15 protein-coding genes are annotated in these 17,598 nt (G+C 45.1%); 5 read left to right on the plus strand and 10 right to left on the minus strand.

The genetic code is table 11. The annotated features are described in order from the left end of the window. Window positions 1–16: 16 nt before the first annotated feature. The 6 genes from rfbF to G9Q97_RS01445 all read right to left on the minus strand — a co-directional run bounded on the left by rfbF (window position 17) and on the right by G9Q97_RS01445 (window position 7,354). Window positions 17–799, minus strand: coding sequence for a glucose-1-phosphate cytidylyltransferase (rfbF, locus tag G9Q97_RS01420; RefSeq protein ID WP_166142412.1), 783 nt, complete (start codon window positions 797–799; stop codon window positions 17–19). A 70-nt stretch (window positions 800–869) separates the two neighbouring features. Continuing rightward, window positions 870–2,018: a glycosyltransferase family protein gene (locus G9Q97_RS01425; protein ID WP_187357697.1), complete on the minus strand. Its 1,149-nt coding sequence runs from the start codon at window positions 2,016–2,018 to the stop codon at window positions 870–872. Window positions 2,019–2,334: 316 nt separating this feature from the next. Next, the gene (locus tag G9Q97_RS01430) at window positions 2,335–3,270 is read right to left on the minus strand and encodes a hypothetical protein (RefSeq protein WP_166142413.1); all 936 of its coding nucleotides are present in this window, start codon (window positions 3,268–3,270) and stop codon (window positions 2,335–2,337) included. A gap of 134 nt (window positions 3,271–3,404) precedes the next feature. Continuing rightward, window positions 3,405–4,757, minus strand: coding sequence for an enolase C-terminal domain-like protein (locus G9Q97_RS01435; protein WP_166142415.1), 1,353 nt, complete (start codon window positions 4,755–4,757; stop codon window positions 3,405–3,407). Between the two features lie 47 nt (window positions 4,758–4,804). After that, complete coding sequence (dgoD, locus tag G9Q97_RS01440; protein WP_166142417.1) at window positions 4,805–6,070, minus strand: galactonate dehydratase; 1,266 nt, start codon at window positions 6,068–6,070, stop codon at window positions 4,805–4,807. A gap of 45 nt (window positions 6,071–6,115) precedes the next feature. Beyond that, complete coding sequence (locus tag G9Q97_RS01445; RefSeq protein WP_166142419.1) at window positions 6,116–7,354, minus strand: mandelate racemase/muconate lactonizing enzyme family protein; 1,239 nt, start codon at window positions 7,352–7,354, stop codon at window positions 6,116–6,118. 245 nt (window positions 7,355–7,599) lie between these two features. On the opposite strand from G9Q97_RS01445, the gene G9Q97_RS01450 reads away from it, so the two are divergent. Beyond that, a complete protein-coding gene (locus G9Q97_RS01450; RefSeq protein ID WP_166142421.1) occupies window positions 7,600–7,887 on the plus strand; it encodes a hypothetical protein in 288 nt (95 codons plus the stop codon). Between the two features lie 300 nt (window positions 7,888–8,187). Here the strand turns inward: G9Q97_RS01450 and G9Q97_RS01455 are convergent, their stop codons facing one another. Further along, window positions 8,188–8,874, minus strand: coding sequence for a hypothetical protein (locus tag G9Q97_RS01455; RefSeq protein ID WP_246255319.1), 687 nt, complete (start codon window positions 8,872–8,874; stop codon window positions 8,188–8,190). A 218-nt stretch (window positions 8,875–9,092) separates the two neighbouring features. Here G9Q97_RS01455 and G9Q97_RS01460 point away from each other — a divergent pair, with 218 nt between their 5' ends. The 3 genes from G9Q97_RS01460 (at window position 9,093) to G9Q97_RS01470 (ending at window position 13,010) form a co-directional block, all read left to right on the plus strand. Beyond that, complete coding sequence (locus G9Q97_RS01460) at window positions 9,093–10,352, plus strand: serpin family protein (RefSeq protein ID WP_246255321.1); 1,260 nt, start codon at window positions 9,093–9,095, stop codon at window positions 10,350–10,352. Between the two features lie 166 nt (window positions 10,353–10,518). After that, complete coding sequence (locus tag G9Q97_RS01465) at window positions 10,519–10,803, plus strand: hypothetical protein (RefSeq protein WP_166142423.1); 285 nt, start codon at window positions 10,519–10,521, stop codon at window positions 10,801–10,803. Between the two features lie 962 nt (window positions 10,804–11,765). Next, window positions 11,766–13,010: a serpin family protein gene (locus tag G9Q97_RS01470; RefSeq protein WP_166142425.1), complete on the plus strand. Its 1,245-nt coding sequence runs from the start codon at window positions 11,766–11,768 to the stop codon at window positions 13,008–13,010. 12 nt (window positions 13,011–13,022) lie between these two features. On the opposite strand, the gene G9Q97_RS24740 is transcribed toward G9Q97_RS01470, so the two are convergent. The 3 genes from G9Q97_RS24740 to G9Q97_RS01485 form a co-directional block, all read right to left on the minus strand. After that, window positions 13,023–13,436 carry a hypothetical protein gene (locus tag G9Q97_RS24740; protein ID WP_222851890.1) on the minus strand — a complete coding sequence of 138 codons (414 nt, stop codon included), beginning with the start codon at window positions 13,434–13,436 and terminating at the stop codon, window positions 13,023–13,025. Window positions 13,437–13,545: 109 nt separating this feature from the next. Then, complete coding sequence (fdhA, locus tag G9Q97_RS01480; RefSeq protein ID WP_166142427.1) at window positions 13,546–14,736, minus strand: formaldehyde dehydrogenase, glutathione-independent; 1,191 nt, start codon at window positions 14,734–14,736, stop codon at window positions 13,546–13,548. Between the two features lie 308 nt (window positions 14,737–15,044). Continuing rightward, a complete protein-coding gene (locus G9Q97_RS01485; protein WP_166142430.1) occupies window positions 15,045–15,443 on the minus strand; it encodes a DoxX family protein in 399 nt (132 codons plus the stop codon). 202 nt (window positions 15,444–15,645) lie between these two features. Between G9Q97_RS01485 and G9Q97_RS01490 the strand changes: the two genes are divergently transcribed. Further along, window positions 15,646–17,397, plus strand: coding sequence for a DUF5060 domain-containing protein (locus tag G9Q97_RS01490; protein ID WP_166142432.1), 1,752 nt, complete (start codon window positions 15,646–15,648; stop codon window positions 17,395–17,397). The last annotated feature ends 201 nt before the right edge of the window (window positions 17,398–17,598 follow it).

Consider the following 17,598-nt stretch of genomic DNA (forward strand, 5'->3'; position numbering starts at 1 on the left):
TCTTTTTATCGATAGATTACCAAACTTTCCAGGGAGCCTTCCCGGAAGACCAGAGTGTTTCCAGATAATTTTTGTCACGAAGGGAATCCATGGCCTGCCAAAATCCGTGATGGACATAAGCGGCCATTTCATTGTTAATGGTTAGCTTTTCCATAGGTTCTCGCTCCCATACAGTTTCATCGTCTTCAATCAGGTCAAAAACCGAGGGTTCTAGTACAAAAAAACCACCATTGATCATCGCACCCTCCGTGCCATCCCCTTGTGGTTTTTCCCTAAATTGTTGAATGCGTGTCCCGGGTGAGGAAAGAACGAAGGCTCCAAATCTCCCGGGTTGCCTTACCGCCGTAAGCGTGGCTGCTACACCTTCCTTTTTATGAAATTGAATACTCTCCCGGATGTTGACATTCGAAACGCCATCCCCGTAGGTCATGCAAAAAGTTTCATTCCCTATGTACTCTTTTATCCTTTTCAGACGACCCCCTGTCATGGTCTCCAATCCTGTGTCCACGAGGGTAACTTTCCATGGGGTGGCATGCTGTTGATGGACTTTCACCTCGTTTGTGTCAAGGTTTACGGTAAAATCAGAATGCATGAGGTGGTAGTTGATAAAGTAATCCTTAATAACATGGCCTTTATAGCCACAGCAAATGATAAAATCACTTATGCCGTGATGGGCGTACATTTTCATGATATGCCACAAAATCGGCTTATCACCAATTTCCACCATTGGCTTGGGGCGAACGGTACTTTCTTCACTGATCCTTGTGCCGAAACCACCGGCTAAAATTACTGCCTTCATAGCTTATTCAGGGTTTAAAATATTCGCATTCGCGAAAAGTTTGCGACCAATAGGCACGCACTGTGTGAAATCAAATGTCATTTCCTTTCTGGAATGGCTGATTTTTATAACTCGGTGTAAGACTCTCAACATGCTCGATTTTATCCTTCAAGTTTGATTTTTCCTGAAATGTAGCCAATAGCACTTTTTCCAGATGTGCCGCAAAAACTTCAGAGTTGAACTTGGTTTTAAATAATAAACGGGAGTTTTCGCTCATTTTTTCCCAAGATGCCTTATTGCTGGCAAAGACCGTTAATTGCTTTTTCCAGCCCTGTACGTCATACATGTCTACGTATTTGCCTACCCCTTCTTTTTCAATATCCAGATTCAAACAAGGATTGCGCGTCATAATAACCGGTTTGCTGAAGGAAACCACATCTTGCAAGCTAGTCATTCCCTGGCAACCTTCCTTATGCTCCGGGTATTTTAGAGGAATCAGAATGGCAATCGATTTTTGATAATATGGAATCAGGTCATAGGACCTAATAATTTCCCAATTTACCTGCACATTTGGGGGAATATCGGTGGTTTTAGGGATGGAGTCAGGTGTACAAAATATCCATAATTTATAATCCAGACCCCTAAAAGCTTCAATCAGCGTCTCAAAATCCCTGTCCGTATGTCCGGCACTGATGAAATAGTCACAGGATTCAAAAGGAAGGTGTTTACGGCTAAATTTATCCAGATAGGTTATATCCGGCCCCCACTGTGTAAGGCTGAACTTTTTATTTGCGTCTTTCTCTGAAATGTTTAACAGCGAAACCGTTTTTTTCATAAGTGGTTCACTCAAAAAAATGCAGGCATCGTAGCTTAGGATGTAATGTCTTGAAAGGAACCTATACAGGGGGTTTTCATTTTTTCCTTGCCAAAACGGCTGATGAATAGTGACGACGATGGGTTTTCTGAATAAACCCAAAACCTTAAGCAGAACCAACAATTTGGTATTAGATGAAGAATAGGGGGAATACAGGATATCGAATTTTTTGAGGTTGCGTAAAAGTCGGATTTGCTGGTCCAGATGCCCAATGCCAAAGAACGCTCCGATTTTATTCAAAAGGGGGTACCGTTCGTGAGGGAAGATACTCATGTCCACCTTACCTTTTTTATCCAGTTCTACTTTTCCCCAAACGTGATGGCTTCCGCTCAAACCTTTTTCCCAAAGAGAATAGGCGTTTTCCATGGAGTAATTATTAATTAAAAAGACACGAGGCTTCATCCAAATCCAAAAATATTGTTAAAATTGACTCATGCAAAATAGAGGATTTTTTGTTCTTTTCGAAATCGTTTGGTTAAGTTTTTATGATTAGTGGATTTAGAGTGGGGATTGTTGTCTATTTGACCCGGACAAAAGCTTCGAAAATCAGTTGCTAACCTGGTGTTTTGGAATAGAAAAATCCTTTTGTGAATGGGAGTTACCTTGCAAGCGGATCGGTACAAGCCTGAGACTTTTACTATACTCATATGTTGGTGAGCTTTTAGTTGTCATTGATGCCTGGCTAAGTTACGAAGGCTTTTTCTTTTTCCTCTGAATTTGAAACCAATATGTACCCCAATATATATCCATAAAGGAAATTGGAAATTCCCACTTCAAAGAAATGGCCTATCCGAACGTATCCAGGCATCAACTCGTTGGGGGGAATCAATGGCGCTATTCCACCTAGTACCGAAAACAACATGGCTATAAGCAGGGCAGTTTTTGGTTTTGCCAATAGGCAGGATCGGAGTACCACTATCGCTATCCCCATAAATAGAAAGGAACGAATTATTTGAACGCCGGCTATTCGGGAAAATGATGGAATTTTTCCTTTATAAAATTCCAGAAATTCCGGATAGCTTGCTTGTAATACAAAGCCGGCTAGGCCATAAATGAACAAATAAAGAAATACACCTGATAGTAATCCGAGAGGACGAATCCGGAATCTCACAGGGTAGTCCGTGTTGGATTTTATGGGCTCTTTTCGAACTGGAAATAACCGGACCAAAATTAATGAAATAAGAAGTACAATGAAAAACCCTCTGGCCATTTCCAGAATAGTCATGTTCAGGTCACTAACATCAAACAAATACGCCTCAATCAGAATGGAGAAATGACCGATAAAAAAATATATGGCAACGACCGACAGGTACCGCTTCCAATTTTTCAGCCTAGTTGAGTGAAGGTAGATGCCCAATAATAAGATTATCAGGAAATTAGCTACCGTTTGCCAGACATACTGACTGAAAGATAAACCAGAACCCACTAACAAGTCAGCTGCATAAAACAAACAGGTGGTAAGTAATGCTGCAGTCAGGGTTTTAATGAAGAATGCACGAATCAAATTTGCTCCTGTTGTCTTTGGTGATTTTTCCGGCATGGCCAATCTTCCAGCTGCAAATCGTCTAAGCCTCTCCCAGATTTCGATTTTGTATTTGATCCAACTGCTGTTTCCCATTTTAATTGAATTTAAGATTAGTAATGTCTATTCCAGCAAAAACTTAAATTTTCTGTCAATCTGTTGCCCGTAGTGTCCGGGCCAGTCGGACTGAATAAAGATCAACCTAAATAGGTAGCTTGCCGAAGGCCAACTTAAGGCCGGATAATCGTGCCGTCAAACTTCCTTACCGTCCAGTTGGAACGGGTGTGCATGGGGTATTTGGCTGCCAGCTCCTCATTGATATCCACTCCCAGGCCCGGAGCCTCGTTTACCCACATGTAGCCATCTTTCATGACAGGTGATCCCGGGAAAATCTCACGGGAAAGGTCTGAAATCCGGGCCGCCTCCTGAATACCGAAATTCCATACCGCCAGGTCAATATGAGCATTGGCGGCATGCCCTACCGGGGAGACATCTCCCGGGCCATGCCAGGCAGTCTTTATTCCGTAAAATTCCCCCAGCCGGGCCACTTTCATCGAAGGACTGATACCTCCTATCTGGGAAATATGGATGCGGATGTAATCAAACATCCGGTTGGTAATCGGCTCCTTAAATTCGTTGATGTTGTTGAAGAGTTCTCCCATGGCCAGAGGCACAGTGGTAGCTTCACGCAAGGCCTGAAACCATTCCATCTGCTCAGGCGAAAAGGGATCTTCGATAAAAAAGGGATGGTAAGGCTCGGTACTTTTGACTACCCGGATGGCATCCATGGGTTCCAGCCGCTCGTGGATATCGTGCAACAATTCCACTTCTTCACCACATTGCCGCCGGACAGTTTCAAAAAGCTTTGGTACATCCCGTATGTATTTGCCCTGGTCCATATACTGGTCGCTTTCCCGGCCATAACCTTGCTTTTTGAAATCAGGCTCTCCGGTAAGACCTGTACCCCCATATCCCCCCTGCTGAATCCGTACGTAGCGGTAGCCTTCTTCCATATATCCGGATACCTGATCAGCGGCCGCTTCAGGCGTACTGCCACTGGCATGGGTATAACAGGGAACTGCAAAACGGCTTTTTCCCCCCAGCAACTGGTAAAGGGGCATGTTGGCACGTTTACCTTTAATGTCCCAGAGAGCCTGGTCCAGGCCACTGATGGCATTGTTCAGCACCGGGCCGTTGCGCCAATAGGAGCTCACAAAGGCAGATTGCCACATGTCTTCAATATTGTCTACATCTTTGCCTACACAGAAATCCTGCAGGTATTTTTCTATGGCTGTAATGACAGCAAAGGCTCTTTGGGTAAAGGTGGCACAGCCCAGACCATAGAGTCCGGGCTCGGAGGTCTCTACCTTAACCACAATCAGGTTGGAGCCACTGGGAGCGGTACCTATGGCTTTGACATTGGTAATTTTCAAAGGAGGAAGGCCATTCAGGAAGGCGGGTTTTTCATTTGCTGTTTCAGCAGATGCAGGTGAACCGGAATAAAGGCCCATAAAACCGGTCATGGCTCCCAGGCCAAGTCCTTTCAATAGTTTTCGTCTCGAATTATTGTTTTTTGTAGGCATGGATACAATTAAGTTTTTGGTTTAAAGTTTATTTCGGAAGACCAGGATTACCAGTCTACTACGGATCCATCACGCGGGTCATAGCTTTCAGGATTGGCCCAATCATGGCCGATTTTGTCCTGCAGGGCCTCTTCATCCAGTTCTATGCCCAATCCGGGCCCCTCGGGGATCAATACCGTTCCGTCAGATTGCAGGTTAAAGGGTTTTTTCAGGTAACCATTTCCCAGGGAAACCTGCTCCTGTACCAGGAAATTGGGAATGCTGGCCGCCAGGTGGAGGCCACAGGCCAGGGAAATGGGTCCCATGGGATTGTGCGGGGCGATGGCAGCATAGTAAGCTTCTGCCATGCCTGCAATGAGGCGACCTTCGGTCAGGCCGCCGGCATGACAAAGATCGGGTTGTAGTATACTGGCTGCCCCTTTCTCCAGTAATTCCCGGAATCCCCATTTGGTGAATATCCGTTCACCTGTCGCAATGGGTAAATGGGTGCCTCGGGCGATATCTACCAGTACATCCACATTCTGGGCCTGACAAGGTTCCTCAATAAACATGGGCTGGTAGGGCTCTAGTTCTTTGATCAGCAGTTTGGCGGTCTGCGGGGATATGGCGCCGTGAAAATCGATTCCGATATCCATTTCCGGTCCACCTGCCTCCCTGAGCGAAGCAAAATTTTCGGCTGCAAAGTCTATAAAAGCTGGATTTTCCACTATCCGGGCGACTTGTTTTTTGGCAACTCCGGTTTTGATTACTGTATAGCCTTCCGCCTTCCGTTTTTTCATGTCTTCGGCATTGCTGGCCCTACCGTAAATTCTCACCCGGTCCCTGGTAGGACCACCGAAAAGTTCATAGACCGGCACCCCCAGCAGTTTGCCTTTGATATCCCAAAGGGCCTGGTCAATGCCGCTGAGTGCCGAAGTTAAGATCGGTCCTCCCCTGTAAAAGGCATGTCGGTAAATGGCCTGCCAATGATGGACTACCCTGCGGGGATCTTTTCCGATCAGGTAAGGTTCAATTTCCTTTATGGCGGTCTGAATGGTAAGTGCCCGACCCTCGAGCAGCGGCTCTCCCAGGCCGGTAACACCAGCATCGGTATGTATTTTCAGAAAAATCCACCGGGGTTTGACCAGAAAGGTTTCCAGTTTGGTGATGCGTACCTCGTTTTTTCGCAGGTACAGAGGGTCGGGCTGCTGGGCATAGGAGGAAAGCGGAAGCATCATGCCGGTTCCTGCCAACCCCAGAACAGATTGAATGGCGGCCCTTCGTGATAGAGTTGTAGAAGATTTTTTGCTTGTCTTCTTGACTTGATTTGGCATAAGGCTGGATATATTTGGGATTAAATGGTCTGGATGTTTTTTAGATTACCAATTATGAATGGCTCCATCCGGACTTTTGAGATAGGGATGGGTAAATTCCGTGTTTTTAGTAACCTCAAACAGGAATTCCGCTTTACGAGGATCAAAACTGACCCCTAATCCGGGGCGGTCATTGACATGTACCTTTCCCTCTCTGAAATCAATGAAGTCTTCGTTAAAGTAAGCCGGCTTTTCGGGCTCCCCGCCTGCCAGTTCGATCATGCAGCGGGTAGGACTGGAGGAGCCCAGCACATGTACCAGCGCAGCCGTGGAAAGGGGGCCGGTAAAGTGGGGAATGATGCCTACATAGTGGGTTTCTCCAATGGCGATAATTTTTTTCAATTCGGTAATGCCTCCCGTATTGGGAAGGGTTACCCGACTGTAATCGATCAGGTGGTTCTCCATCAGTACATTGGTATCCCAGCGGTCACCAAATTGCTCTCCCACGGCTATAGGAACTTTGGTCAAGTTTCTGATAGTCTTGTAAACTTCCGGGTTTTCGGATCGGATGATGTCTTCTACAAAATAGGGTTCCAATTCCTCCAGGGCATCGCAAATCTTGATGGCCTCTGGGGTGTCAAATCGGGTATGCAGGTCCACGGCCCAGTTGCCGTTTCCTCCCACTGCCTTATCGAGTTGCTCACAAAGTGCAATGGTTTTTTTGCTGTGCTCGTAAAAATCAAAAGGCAAATCCCCATTTCCACCCGTAGGACCGATCCGGTAGCACCGCAGACCGGCTTCCAGACAGTCCTGTGCCCTTCCTTCCATGGTACTGGCGGTGGAATTCCGGAAACCTGTGGCATAGCATTCCACATAGTTGCGCGTTTTTCCGCCCAATAAGTCATAGACAGGTACATCCAGCGCTTTGCCTTTTAAGTCCCAAAGAGCCATTTCAATGGCACCAAGCCCGTGAAGTTTTTCCTTACCAGGCGGATAAAACATGCCCCGGTACAGGTATTGCCAGAGGTGTTCGATACGGAAGGGATCCTCCCCGATCAGCATTTCTGCGCATTGCCGGACCATATCAGGGGTGCCGCCTTCTCCTATTCCAATTAACCCCGAATCGGTCTCCACTTCCACGATCCCCCTTGCCTGGTTAAAGAGGGGTTTATTGTAGCCTGGAGCGCCATAGTAACGGATCTTTTTGATTTTTAAATCGGATCTGGCATGGGATATAAAAGGGAATCCCGAAAATGCTGCCATGGAGCCAAGTGCCCCCAGTTTCATAAACTGTCTTCTTTGCATGGGTTATCAGGGTATTTGATAGAAAATTTTCTATAATCTTCTAATAAATCCTCAAAAAAGCAAATTCAATGTGGCAGGATTGGGCTGTCATGCCAAAGGAAGATGCATGTAAGTTGGTCACTATATTTATCCTTTGATTAAAAAACAGCCTGAGGATACGAAAAACATGCTTTGTCAGGGGGCAAGTAAAATAGGAAATCCATTAATATTTATTTAGTTTTAACCAACTCAAAAAGTTAGGTTTTATGCGGCGCTTTTTTAATGGTTTCACCCTAATCAGCTGTATCACGCTTTTTGCGTGCAATACAGGTCTGAAGCAGAATGATTGGCATTTAAAGTTCATCGATGAAATTACTTTTGAAACCGATAGTTTGGTTCCCATCAATCCCAGTACCATAGCATTACTGGAGACGGATTCTGTTTCCCAGTTGTTTTTTTACAATTATTTTGAGAGTAAATACCAGTTTCATCCGGATTATGATGAAAGTGTTTTCAGGTACCTGGTGGTGAGGTTTGAAAAAGGGGAGGAATGAAATAAACTTATGGCTGGTTATTATTGCATTTCTATTGCTGGGCCGTGGTGCCTTTACGACCGGGGATTGCAAATCCCCTTTATCTGTCCCACGGAATTGCAAATTCCGAGGAGCGAGGGGCGAGGTTTGAAAATGGGGAGGAATGACAAACCTAAACAATTAACCGATTAATCAATTAACCCTTAACAACCAGGGTTGAACCTAAAACAAGCCCAGTTGCCTAAATGCTGCTTTGAATACTACACCACGATAACAACCAATTAACCCTTAACCTTTCTTTTCCCTCATTCAGGATTACAACTAAAACAAATATTTAACTCCCACCGATGGCTGAATCATGTTAAAGGTTGAACTTTTTGGCGCCAGCATTAATTCTCCCTGCTCATTGTAGGTAGCACTGTCCCTGCTCAGGTAATTTATTTCCCCGGAATTCACATAATTTACCTTTAACTCCATAAAAGTATCCCTGCTGGAATTTACCGCAACCATTACTCCGGCACCTGCCTGCACCATCAGGGCCCAATCGTGGTGCTCAGTGCCTGAGGCAATGGGATCGGCCAACCTGTTTTCCCTGATGCGTGACCTGGTAAAAGTATGGATTCCGCCAATCTGCCCTTCCAAAAAGGGACGAAATTTAGAATTCAAATCGGGCATCAACCTGACTAGGCCCATGAGGTTGACAACATTATTGTTTCTTCTGATACGGAAGCGTTGGTTGACACCAGGGAAAATATCCCTTCTTCGGGTCACCGCTGTTCCATAGCGACCATAGCCCAGATCTGCGCCAACAAAGACCGGGCTGCCCTTGATGCCATAAAGTGCGCCAGCACTTAATTCTGAAACAACGTTTATTCCGGACGCCTGATGAAAGTCCCCGGTTGGAATTCCAGATTTGAAATGGATGCCTCCAATTAATTGCTGGGCATTTCCCCTTATATTTGCCAATGATGTAGAAATGAGTACGAGCAGTAGGAGTCGGACATTCATGATATACAGGGGTAGGGGTTTTTGAAAGTAATTTAATTTAAAAATTATACGGGTAAATTAGGTGGTTAGTTCTTTTTCAGGCAAGGATAAAAGAGACTCAGAGAAAAAAATCTGGTTATTTTAATCAATTACCTTAAAGGAAAACCTCATCTTTTTGATGGGAGCATGTAGCATTTTTGGTCATCACTGCGTCTGGACAGGGAAATCAATCCCAAGTAATGATGAACATGCGACTCAATCTGACTTTAGCCCTTATTGCTTTATTTTTGTTTGGCTCTTGTGATTGGGGAGGCACAGAGGATGAATTGGTAAGCCCTAACCTCCGGGCTTTGCAGGCTCATGAGCAGGAAATGGTCCTATCCAGTTCCCGATTCGCCATGGACCTTTTTCATCAGTTTCAAAAAAAGGAGGTACCCAATCAGTTTTACAGTCCCTACAGCATCCATCAGGCCCTTTCCATGGCCATGAATGGCAACGAAGGAGAGGTTTTGGAAGAGTTTGTCCGGGTACTGAGGTATGAAGGGATGGGCCTGGAAGAGGCGAATGAAGCAGCACAATCCCTAACCAAATTTTTACTGGAGCTGGATCCCAAAGTCAGGCTGTCCATTGCCAATGCCATTTGGTACAAGCAGGAATGGGAAGTCAATCCGGATTTTGAAGAAACCGTAAGAAACAGCTTTGGTGCCGAAGTGGGCGGACTGGACATGGCCAATCCCCAATCTGTAAATGTGATCAATAATTGGATTGAACAAAACACGGAAGGCCTGATCAAAGACATGTTGGATGCCATTCCGCCCAATGCAGCTATGTACCTGGTCAATGCCATCTACTTCAAGGCGGATTGGAAGTACCGCTTCAATGCCTCCAATACACGGGAAGCACCTTTTTATGTCAGCCCCGGGAATGAAGTGGCCGTTGACATGATGCGAATGGAAGAAGCAGCATCGCTGAGGTATTTCAGCGATGGCGGACTGGAATATCTCGAAATACCTTACAGCACCGGACAGTATAATATGGGCGTGATCATTTCAGATGATTTTGCCCTGGATGAAAAGTTACAGGGCTTTTCCTTTGAAGACCTGGAATACTGGCGGGAAAATGCGAATGAAGCCAATTTTATTCTGCAGATGCCCAAATTTAAGCTGCGGTACAAGATGGATAAAATGAATGAAGACCTGATGGCAATGGGCCTGGAAAAGCCCTTTCATCCGAGTCCCATGAACTTTACCAAACTCTTTGCCCATCCCACAGAACCCATGTACATCAGCAGGGTCATCCATGATGCGCTGATCGAAGTGGATGAAAGGGGAAGCGAGGCCGCAGCAGCCACCATCGTGGAAGTGAGTTACACTTCTGTAGGACCCCATCAGCCCAGGGTATTCGCCTTGGACAAACCCTTTGTTTTCTTAATCCAGGACAAGCACAGCGGAGCCATTCTTTTTATGGGAAAACTGAGTGATCCTTCCTTGTTGGATTAAATCAGGTATTCCATTAAATGGTTAGATCATAAGGTTGGACTGATATTTTTTTAAGCAGGCCTGAATCATTCAGAACAAGAAAAGGGTTATGTGCCAAACTTAACATAGGTCAATGCAGGGGCCAATGGGCATGCTTTAATTTGTATCAAATTAAATGGATGAAAGAATGATGCATTTTAAATTCAGTACCGGAAATTTACCTTTTTGGCCAGTTATCAGTGCTGTCCTTTGGCTTTTGATCGGCTATTCATTGGGTACAGGAGTTTATGACTGGCTTCTCCATCAGCGGCACCTGGATTGGCACGAACAGCTTGATTTTATCATGCTTAATGGGTTGACTGATGCAGTAGGTTTTTTTTCAGTCTGGATATTTTTAAGGTGGATAGCGGATAAACTGATGAATAAATCTATCGAATTAACCGTTAAGCCATCGGAGCCTGAAGAACATTAGGGCTTTTAAAAAAAATGCCTTCGTTATTATTGCATTGCATTTCCATTACCGATGACGTGTATGTTAATTTACTGTAAATCAACGTTTTAAAAAATAAACAATTTCATCCTGATTTGTGTAATTGCTAAATGCTAAGCCTACCTGTGAAGTAATTGAATCAGTTGTTTTTATAAAAGAAACCCTAAAGAATCTGTAAAATAAAGAAGGAATAGGATTTAATACTAAAAGAGCGCTGGCCAGACAAAAAACCGAGCCTGTCCCGATTTTTTTCGGGAGGGTGCGGGAGGATTGCGGGGGGAAGGGTTTTTTTGTTCCCGATAAAAAATCGGGACCAAAAGTACAATAAAAATACGTTAAAACACCAAAAATAACCTTCAAATCACCATTATCTATTAAAAAATGAAAATTTTATATTAACATATAATACAAAAACCTATCGTCATCCCGATTACTGCATTTTTTAAAAAGTTAGGTCTACCGATGACAGATTTAAAACTGATTGCTTTAAGGTATTACTTAAGAAAAATTTTAAAATAGAAAAACTATATTTTAAATGCCCAAAGCGCGCTGGCCCGACAAAAAGCCGAGCCTGCCCCGATTTTTCTAGGGAGATGTGCAGCAGGTTTGTGGGGAGAAGCATTTTTTGTTTTGATCATTTGGTTAAATCAAAAAAATACAATAATAAAAGGTTTAAATTCCAAAAATAACCTTTAACTCCCAATTGGTCATTTAATAATGATTTTGATTATATCCTCCCATTGATGATTTTCAGTCCTGGTGCCACGAACAGCCCTAAATTTCCATGTTTTGAAAACAAAACATTGTCATCCGGATTTCTTCGTTTAATAAAATGTTAGGTCTTGCAGGAAAAAGAGTGATCATGAACGTTACTTTTTCCGATAAGCATTGTAGCAGATGAGGTTTATTTTGCGTCTGGGTAATAACCAAATTCGGATGCTACCATGAAATCGACACAATGCTATCTTTTTGTTTCTCTTTGTTGCTTGTTCTGGTCCTGTAATGGTTGGAGTGGAAAGGACGAACCGTTGGAGCCCAATATCCGGACACTCCAAATGGCTGAGCATTCTCTGGTAAACAGCAGCTCTTCTTTTGCAATGGATCTCTTTAGCCAGCTACAAACCCAGGAAGCACCCAACCAGTTTTTCAGCCCTTACAGCGTTCACCTCGCACTTGCCATGGCCATGAATGGAAATGAGGGGGAGACTTTAGAGCAATTCAGGCAGGTTCTCCATTTTGAGGGTATGGATATAGAAGAGGCAAACGAAGCGGCCGGAACCCTTACCCGATTTTTGATGGAACTGGATCCAAAGGTCCGTTTATCCATCGCCAATGCCATTTGGTACAAGCAAGGCTATACCCTGGATGAAGGTTTTGCCAGTAGTCTTCGTGAATCCTATGGGGCCGAATTGGCTTCCCTGGACATGGCCAATCCTCAGGCAGCCGACATCATCAATCGGTGGATTGAAACGAATACGGAAGGACTGATCAAGGATATGTTGGATCAGGTCCCGGCCAGTGCGGTCATGTACCTGGTCAATGCCATCTACTTCAAGGCAGACTGGAAGTACCGATTCGATGAGAGTCAAACCAAAAAAGCTCCTTTCACCACCTCCGATGGGGCTGAGGTGCAGGTCGATATGATGCAGTTGGCTGAGGCCACAACCCTGAAATTCCACACGGAAGGTGGTTTGGACTACCTGGAAATCCCATACAGCACCGGGCAGTATAGTCTTGGGATTTTGACCTCGGATGAAGGATTGCAGGAAAAGCTGGAGGGACTGGATCTGGAGGTGTTGGAGCAGTTCCGGGAAGAGGCCAGGGAAGTGAATCTGCTACTGCACATGCCGAAGTTCAAAATGCGCTATAAAGTAGATAATCTGAAAAATGACCTGATAGACATGGGGCTTACACTTCCTTTTCAAAGTCACCCAGGTAATTTTACCCGTTTGTTTGCCAATGCTACCGGTCCTTTGAAAATTAGCCGGGTAATCCATGAGGCCTTGATTGAAGTAGATGAAAAAGGAAGTGAGGCAGCCGCTGCTACTATTGTAGAAATCAGAGAAACAAGTCTCCCATCTTACTCAGAATATAAGCTGAATAAGCCTTTTGTCTTCTTTATTCAGGAAAAACACAGCGGTGCCATTCTTTTTATGGGAAAATTGGGAGACCCATCATTATTGGATTGAATCCCGACCTGTTTATAGTGCAGAGAAAAAGTCTGTTTTTTCCCGCTCGATGGCCTCCAGTTTTTTCTTCAGGTCAGAGACAAGTTGTGGCTGGTCTACCCGGATATTTTGATGGGGCAGGGGTTGCTCCCGGTTATCAAACAGATTGATTTCCAGGGTGTCTCCGCTTGCTTTGTCGATGTTCGGTGTATGTACGTAGTCAACGCCATAACAACCCAATTCCGGACGTAAATCGTCTACGGCAATGAAAAGCACATTGGGTTTTTTGTTTTTTGCCTCCCGGCTTTCACAAGCGAAGAAAGTGAGGGTGCCTAGCATCAGGCTGCTGAGAAGTATTCGGAGGCTCATAAATCCTTTGGGTCGTTTTCCGGGGCTAAATGCATTCATTTGACTTTGGCAGGTAGTGCTGCGCAGATAAGCTCTCATGGGTGTTAAAAAAAACCCGGATCGGATAAAATAGCCCGGTCCGGGTTTCTGTTGTTTTCTTACAGGTAAAAATACCTTTCAGGCCATCGCAGAACGGTAGCCGATTCGATCAATTTGGGATCAAACCATGTGGATCGATTACAAATTTCTTGGCCGCACCCCCGTCAAAGTCCTTGTATCCCTGCACCGATTCCTGCAAGGATATCACTTGTACATTGACTGCCTTGGCTATCTGTACCTTATCATACAGGATGGCCTGCATCAGTTGCCGGTGGTATTTCATCACGGGGCATTGTCCGGTATGAAAACTATGAGACTTGGCCCATCCCAGTCCCAGGCGGATACTCAGACTTCCTTTTTTGGCAGCTGCGTCAATTCCTCCCGGGTCTCCGGTGACGTAAAGGCCGGGAATGCCAATGCTTCCGCCGGCACGGGTAATATCCATCACGGAATTCAGTACGGTGGCCGGAGCTTCCTTGTCGGCATCTGCACCATGGCCTTTGGCTTCAAATCCCACGCAATCCACGGCACAGTCTACCTCGGGCACACCCACGATTTCGGCGATGGCATCGGCAAGCGGGGTTTTATTCCTCAGGTCAATGGTTTCACAGCCAAAGCTTTTGGCCTGAGCCAATCGTTCGGGAATCATATCGCCCACAATCACTACGGCTGCTCCAAGCAAATGGCAGGAAGCCGCACAGGCAAGCCCTACCGGGCCGGCACCTGCCACATACACAATTGAGCCGGGGCCAACTCCTGCCGTAACTGCTCCATGATAGCCGGTGGGGAAGATATCTGAAAGCAAGGTCAGGTCCCTGATTTTTTCCATGGCCTGATCCTTATCGGGGAATTTCAACAGGTTAAAATCAGCATAAGGCACCATCACATATTCCGACTGGCCGCCTACCCAGCCCCCCATGTCCACATAGCCATAAGCAGCACCTGGCCTTGCAGGGTTTACATTGAGGCAAATGCCAGTTTTACCTTCTTTGCAGTTGCGGCAGCGTCCGCAGGCAATATTGAAAGGAACGGATACCAGGTCACCCTCTTTGATAAATTCCACATCCCGGCCGGCTTCAATGACGAGTCCGGTAATTTCGTGTCCAAGAATCAAGCCTTCAGGAGCTGTGGTACGGCCCCGGACCATATGCTGGTCACTTCCGCAAATGTTGGTGGAAACGATCTTGAGGATGACCCCATGATGGCACTTTCGGTCACCTAAGGCCAGTTTGGGATAGTCAATCTCTCTGACTTCTACTTCTCCGGGTTTGACGTAAGCTACGCCGTGGTTTTTACACATGGTTATTTGGTTTTGGTTTAAAATTGAATTTATTGAATCGATTACTGAAATCGAAAATTAGGCATATAATTAATATAGGAGATTAATGTAATGATTTTCACCAAAAATCCCAATGATATATATAGAATAAAGCATGAAAAATTAAATGTTGACCACATCCAAATAAAAAAGACCGGAAAAACCCTTCCTGCGGAATATGCCGACGGTATGGGTGTCCGGTCTGTTCGGTTGATCGATTGCCCATTTGGAATACCAGTGGGCAACGATTGAATTGGAAGTTTTTATTATCTGTCGATTGCCATCAATAACTATCCGGCAGCGGGTGATTTTTTATTCCCATCCACGCTCCATATACCGGAACCTGATGCAGCAATAAACAGGAAGAGGAAACAATAGATCACTGCTTTTTCACCACCATTCATCAGGGGATTCCAACCCTGGGGAGCATGGGCCATAAAAAAGGCTACAGCCATCTGACCACTGGAGATAAAAGCTGCTATGCTTCCCAAAAGGCCAATCATGATAAGGATACCACCCACTAGTTCCACTATTCCTGCAAACCCCATCATGGAAAATAATTCTTTGGGTTCATCGCCTCCCGGCCAGCCGACTAACTTCTGGGATCCGTGCATGGCAAAACAAAAGCCCGCTACAATTCTCAAAATGGCATACAGTTGTGGTGCAAATTTTCCAAGGTACTTTTCCATAGTTTTTATTGTTTTTTGATTAGATGAATGAATGAATTTAATAAATATCTGGCAATAACCAATCAATCAACGGGTAAAACCTTAAAAGATAGAAATGTGGTCAATTTCGGGAATTGGGGATTGGTTGGCGTAGATTCATAAAATTAACTTGCTGTGATTTGGTTTTACAATTGCTTAACTTGAGCGAAAAACCCAATAAACCATGAAGCATTTGGCTACTTTCTTGTTTTTGTCATTGACCATTTCTGTAACATTATTTGCCCAGCAGGCCAAAATATCTGGGGAATTAAAGGCTTACCAAAAACTGACGTTTTCCTGGGAAGGGCCCCATGCAGCGGAAGAAGAAAAGACATTTTTGGATTACAGGCTGCAGGTGGTTTTTACCGGCCCGGATGGACAGAAGATGCGTATTCCGGGCTACTTTGCCGGGGATGGAATAGCGGGTGAGACTGGAGTTTCAGCAGGAAATATTTGGCGGGCCCACTTATTACCTCTTGTCCCGGGAGAATGGACCTTTGAAGCCAGGTTTATTCAAGGGGAACAAGTAGCCATCAGTCAGGATCCTGATTGGTCACAGGGATCGGCTTTTCATGGTGATACCGGCAGCTTTGACATACTGCCTCCTGATGCCTCAGCACCTGGTTTTTTGAGCAAAGGCAAACTCCAGTATGTAGGGGAGCACTTCTTACAGTTTACCGACGAAAGCTATTTTTTGAAGATGGGAGCCAATTCCCCGGAAGTATTTTTGGAATATGAGGAATTTGATGGAACAAGCTCTGAGCGGTCTTATGCCACACATGTCAAGGATTGGAAAAGTGGCGATCCGCTCTGGCACGAAAATAAGGGAAAGGGGATCATCGGGGTAATCAACTATCTGAAAAGCCAGGGGATCAATGCTCATTATTTCATGTTGATGAATGCCTACGGGGATGGCAAGCAGGCTTTTCCCTGGACCGGGCATGATGCTTATTATCAATACGACCTTTCCAAGCTGGATCAATGGCAGCTGCTCTTTGACCACATGATGACGGAAGGTGTGATGCCCCAATTGGTGCTTTCCGAGCAGGAAAACCAATCCTATTTCGAACACAAGGAGGGTGGGGAATTTGCCACTGCCAGAAAGATTTTTTACCGGGAAATGGCAGCCCGGTTTGGATACCTGAATGCCGTCACCTGGAATATCGGAGAGGAAAGTGGCTGGGACAATGAGCCTACTTACGGAAAAGGCAATACTACTGCCCAACGCAGGCAATTTGCAGCTTATTTGAAACAATTATTGCCCTATTCTGAGTTGATCGTCGTGCACAACGGACCATCTGATACGGATGCTATTTTTGAAGGTCTTGTCGGTGATAGCGCCTATTCAGGCATCAGCTATCAGGGAAACTTTGAAGATCCATACTATGGTTATGAACGCATTTTACATTGGAAGGAAGAATCTGCCAGGAGTGGCAAGCCATGGGTAGTAAGCTATGATGAGCCCTATACCAATCCTGAATTTCCGGATCTGGAGACCTGGAGCAAAAATTCCCTCTGGGCGGCCTTGATGGCCGGAGCAGCGGGTGTTGAATTTTATATTGGAAAGGGAAGGGACCTGAGTATAGAAGATTACCAGCTGTACGAGGCTTACTGGCAGGCAATGACAGGGGCCAAATCATTTTTTCTGGACAACGATATCCCTTTTCAGCATTTGAAGCCTTTTGAGGTACAGGATGCTGAAATATGGGGACTAACCGATGAAAATCAACACCATGTTTTGTATTTAAGGGAAGGGGGAGAGGCCAATTTGCGGCTCTCCGAAGGCCAATACATGCTGCGTTGGTTTGATCCTGCACTGGGGGAAAGCTATACCACAGGCGCACCGGTAGGGGTACCGGAAGCAGGTCTGGTACACTTGGGTCATCCTCCCACTGCAAATGATAAATCCTGGGTACTTTGGCTCCAAAGGCAATAGCTTTATTTTTTGGGCATCAACAAAATCCGAAAGGTATTTCTCCCCTTAATCCACCATATAATCTAATATTCAACTAATTGGGAAAGAGTAAAACCTGACAGGTTTGCGGATTTTGGGTTGTAAGAAAATTTTGATTTACCCTAATTAATGATGGCGAAATTTGATGCAAACCTTTAAGGTTTTAATGGTCTTTTTTGAATA

Origin of the sequence: Cyclobacterium plantarum (assembly GCF_011290685.1) — a bacterium.
GTDB classification, from domain to species: domain Bacteria; phylum Bacteroidota; class Bacteroidia; order Cytophagales; family Cyclobacteriaceae; genus Cyclobacterium; species Cyclobacterium plantarum.

Bases quoted from the DNA above. Each gene is read 5' to 3' on its own strand.
- G9Q97_RS01490 (WP_166142432.1), top strand. From the start codon at position 15,646: ATGAAGCATTTGGCTACTTTCTTGTTTTTGTCATTGACCATTTCTGTA.
- fdhA (WP_166142427.1), bottom strand. From the start codon at position 14,736: ATGTGTAAAAACCACGGCGTAGCTTACGTCAAACCCGGAGAAGTAGAA.
- rfbF (WP_166142412.1), bottom strand. From the start codon at position 799: ATGAAGGCAGTAATTTTAGCCGGTGGTTTCGGCACAAGGATCAGTGAA.
- G9Q97_RS01450 (WP_166142421.1), top strand. From the start codon at position 7,600: ATGCGGCGCTTTTTTAATGGTTTCACCCTAATCAGCTGTATCACGCTT.
- dgoD (WP_166142417.1), bottom strand. From the start codon at position 6,070: ATGCCAAATCAAGTCAAGAAGACAAGCAAAAAATCTTCTACAACTCTA.
- G9Q97_RS01485 (WP_166142430.1), bottom strand. From the start codon at position 15,443: ATGGAAAAGTACCTTGGAAAATTTGCACCACAACTGTATGCCATTTTG.
- G9Q97_RS01470 (WP_166142425.1), top strand. From the start codon at position 11,766: ATGAAATCGACACAATGCTATCTTTTTGTTTCTCTTTGTTGCTTGTTC.
- G9Q97_RS01465 (WP_166142423.1), top strand. From the start codon at position 10,519: ATGATGCATTTTAAATTCAGTACCGGAAATTTACCTTTTTGGCCAGTT.
- G9Q97_RS01425 (WP_187357697.1), bottom strand. From the start codon at position 2,018: ATGGAAAACGCCTATTCTCTTTGGGAAAAAGGTTTGAGCGGAAGCCAT.
- G9Q97_RS01430 (WP_166142413.1), bottom strand. From the start codon at position 3,270: ATGGGAAACAGCAGTTGGATCAAATACAAAATCGAAATCTGGGAGAGG.
- G9Q97_RS01455 (WP_246255319.1), bottom strand. From the start codon at position 8,874: ATGAATGTCCGACTCCTACTGCTCGTACTCATTTCTACATCATTGGCA.
- G9Q97_RS01435 (WP_166142415.1), bottom strand. From the start codon at position 4,757: ATGCCTACAAAAAACAATAATTCGAGACGAAAACTATTGAAAGGACTT.
- G9Q97_RS01460 (WP_246255321.1), top strand. From the start codon at position 9,093: ATGATGAACATGCGACTCAATCTGACTTTAGCCCTTATTGCTTTATTT.
- G9Q97_RS01445 (WP_166142419.1), bottom strand. From the start codon at position 7,354: ATGCAAAGAAGACAGTTTATGAAACTGGGGGCACTTGGCTCCATGGCA.
- G9Q97_RS24740 (WP_222851890.1), bottom strand. From the start codon at position 13,436: ATGAGAGCTTATCTGCGCAGCACTACCTGCCAAAGTCAAATGAATGCA.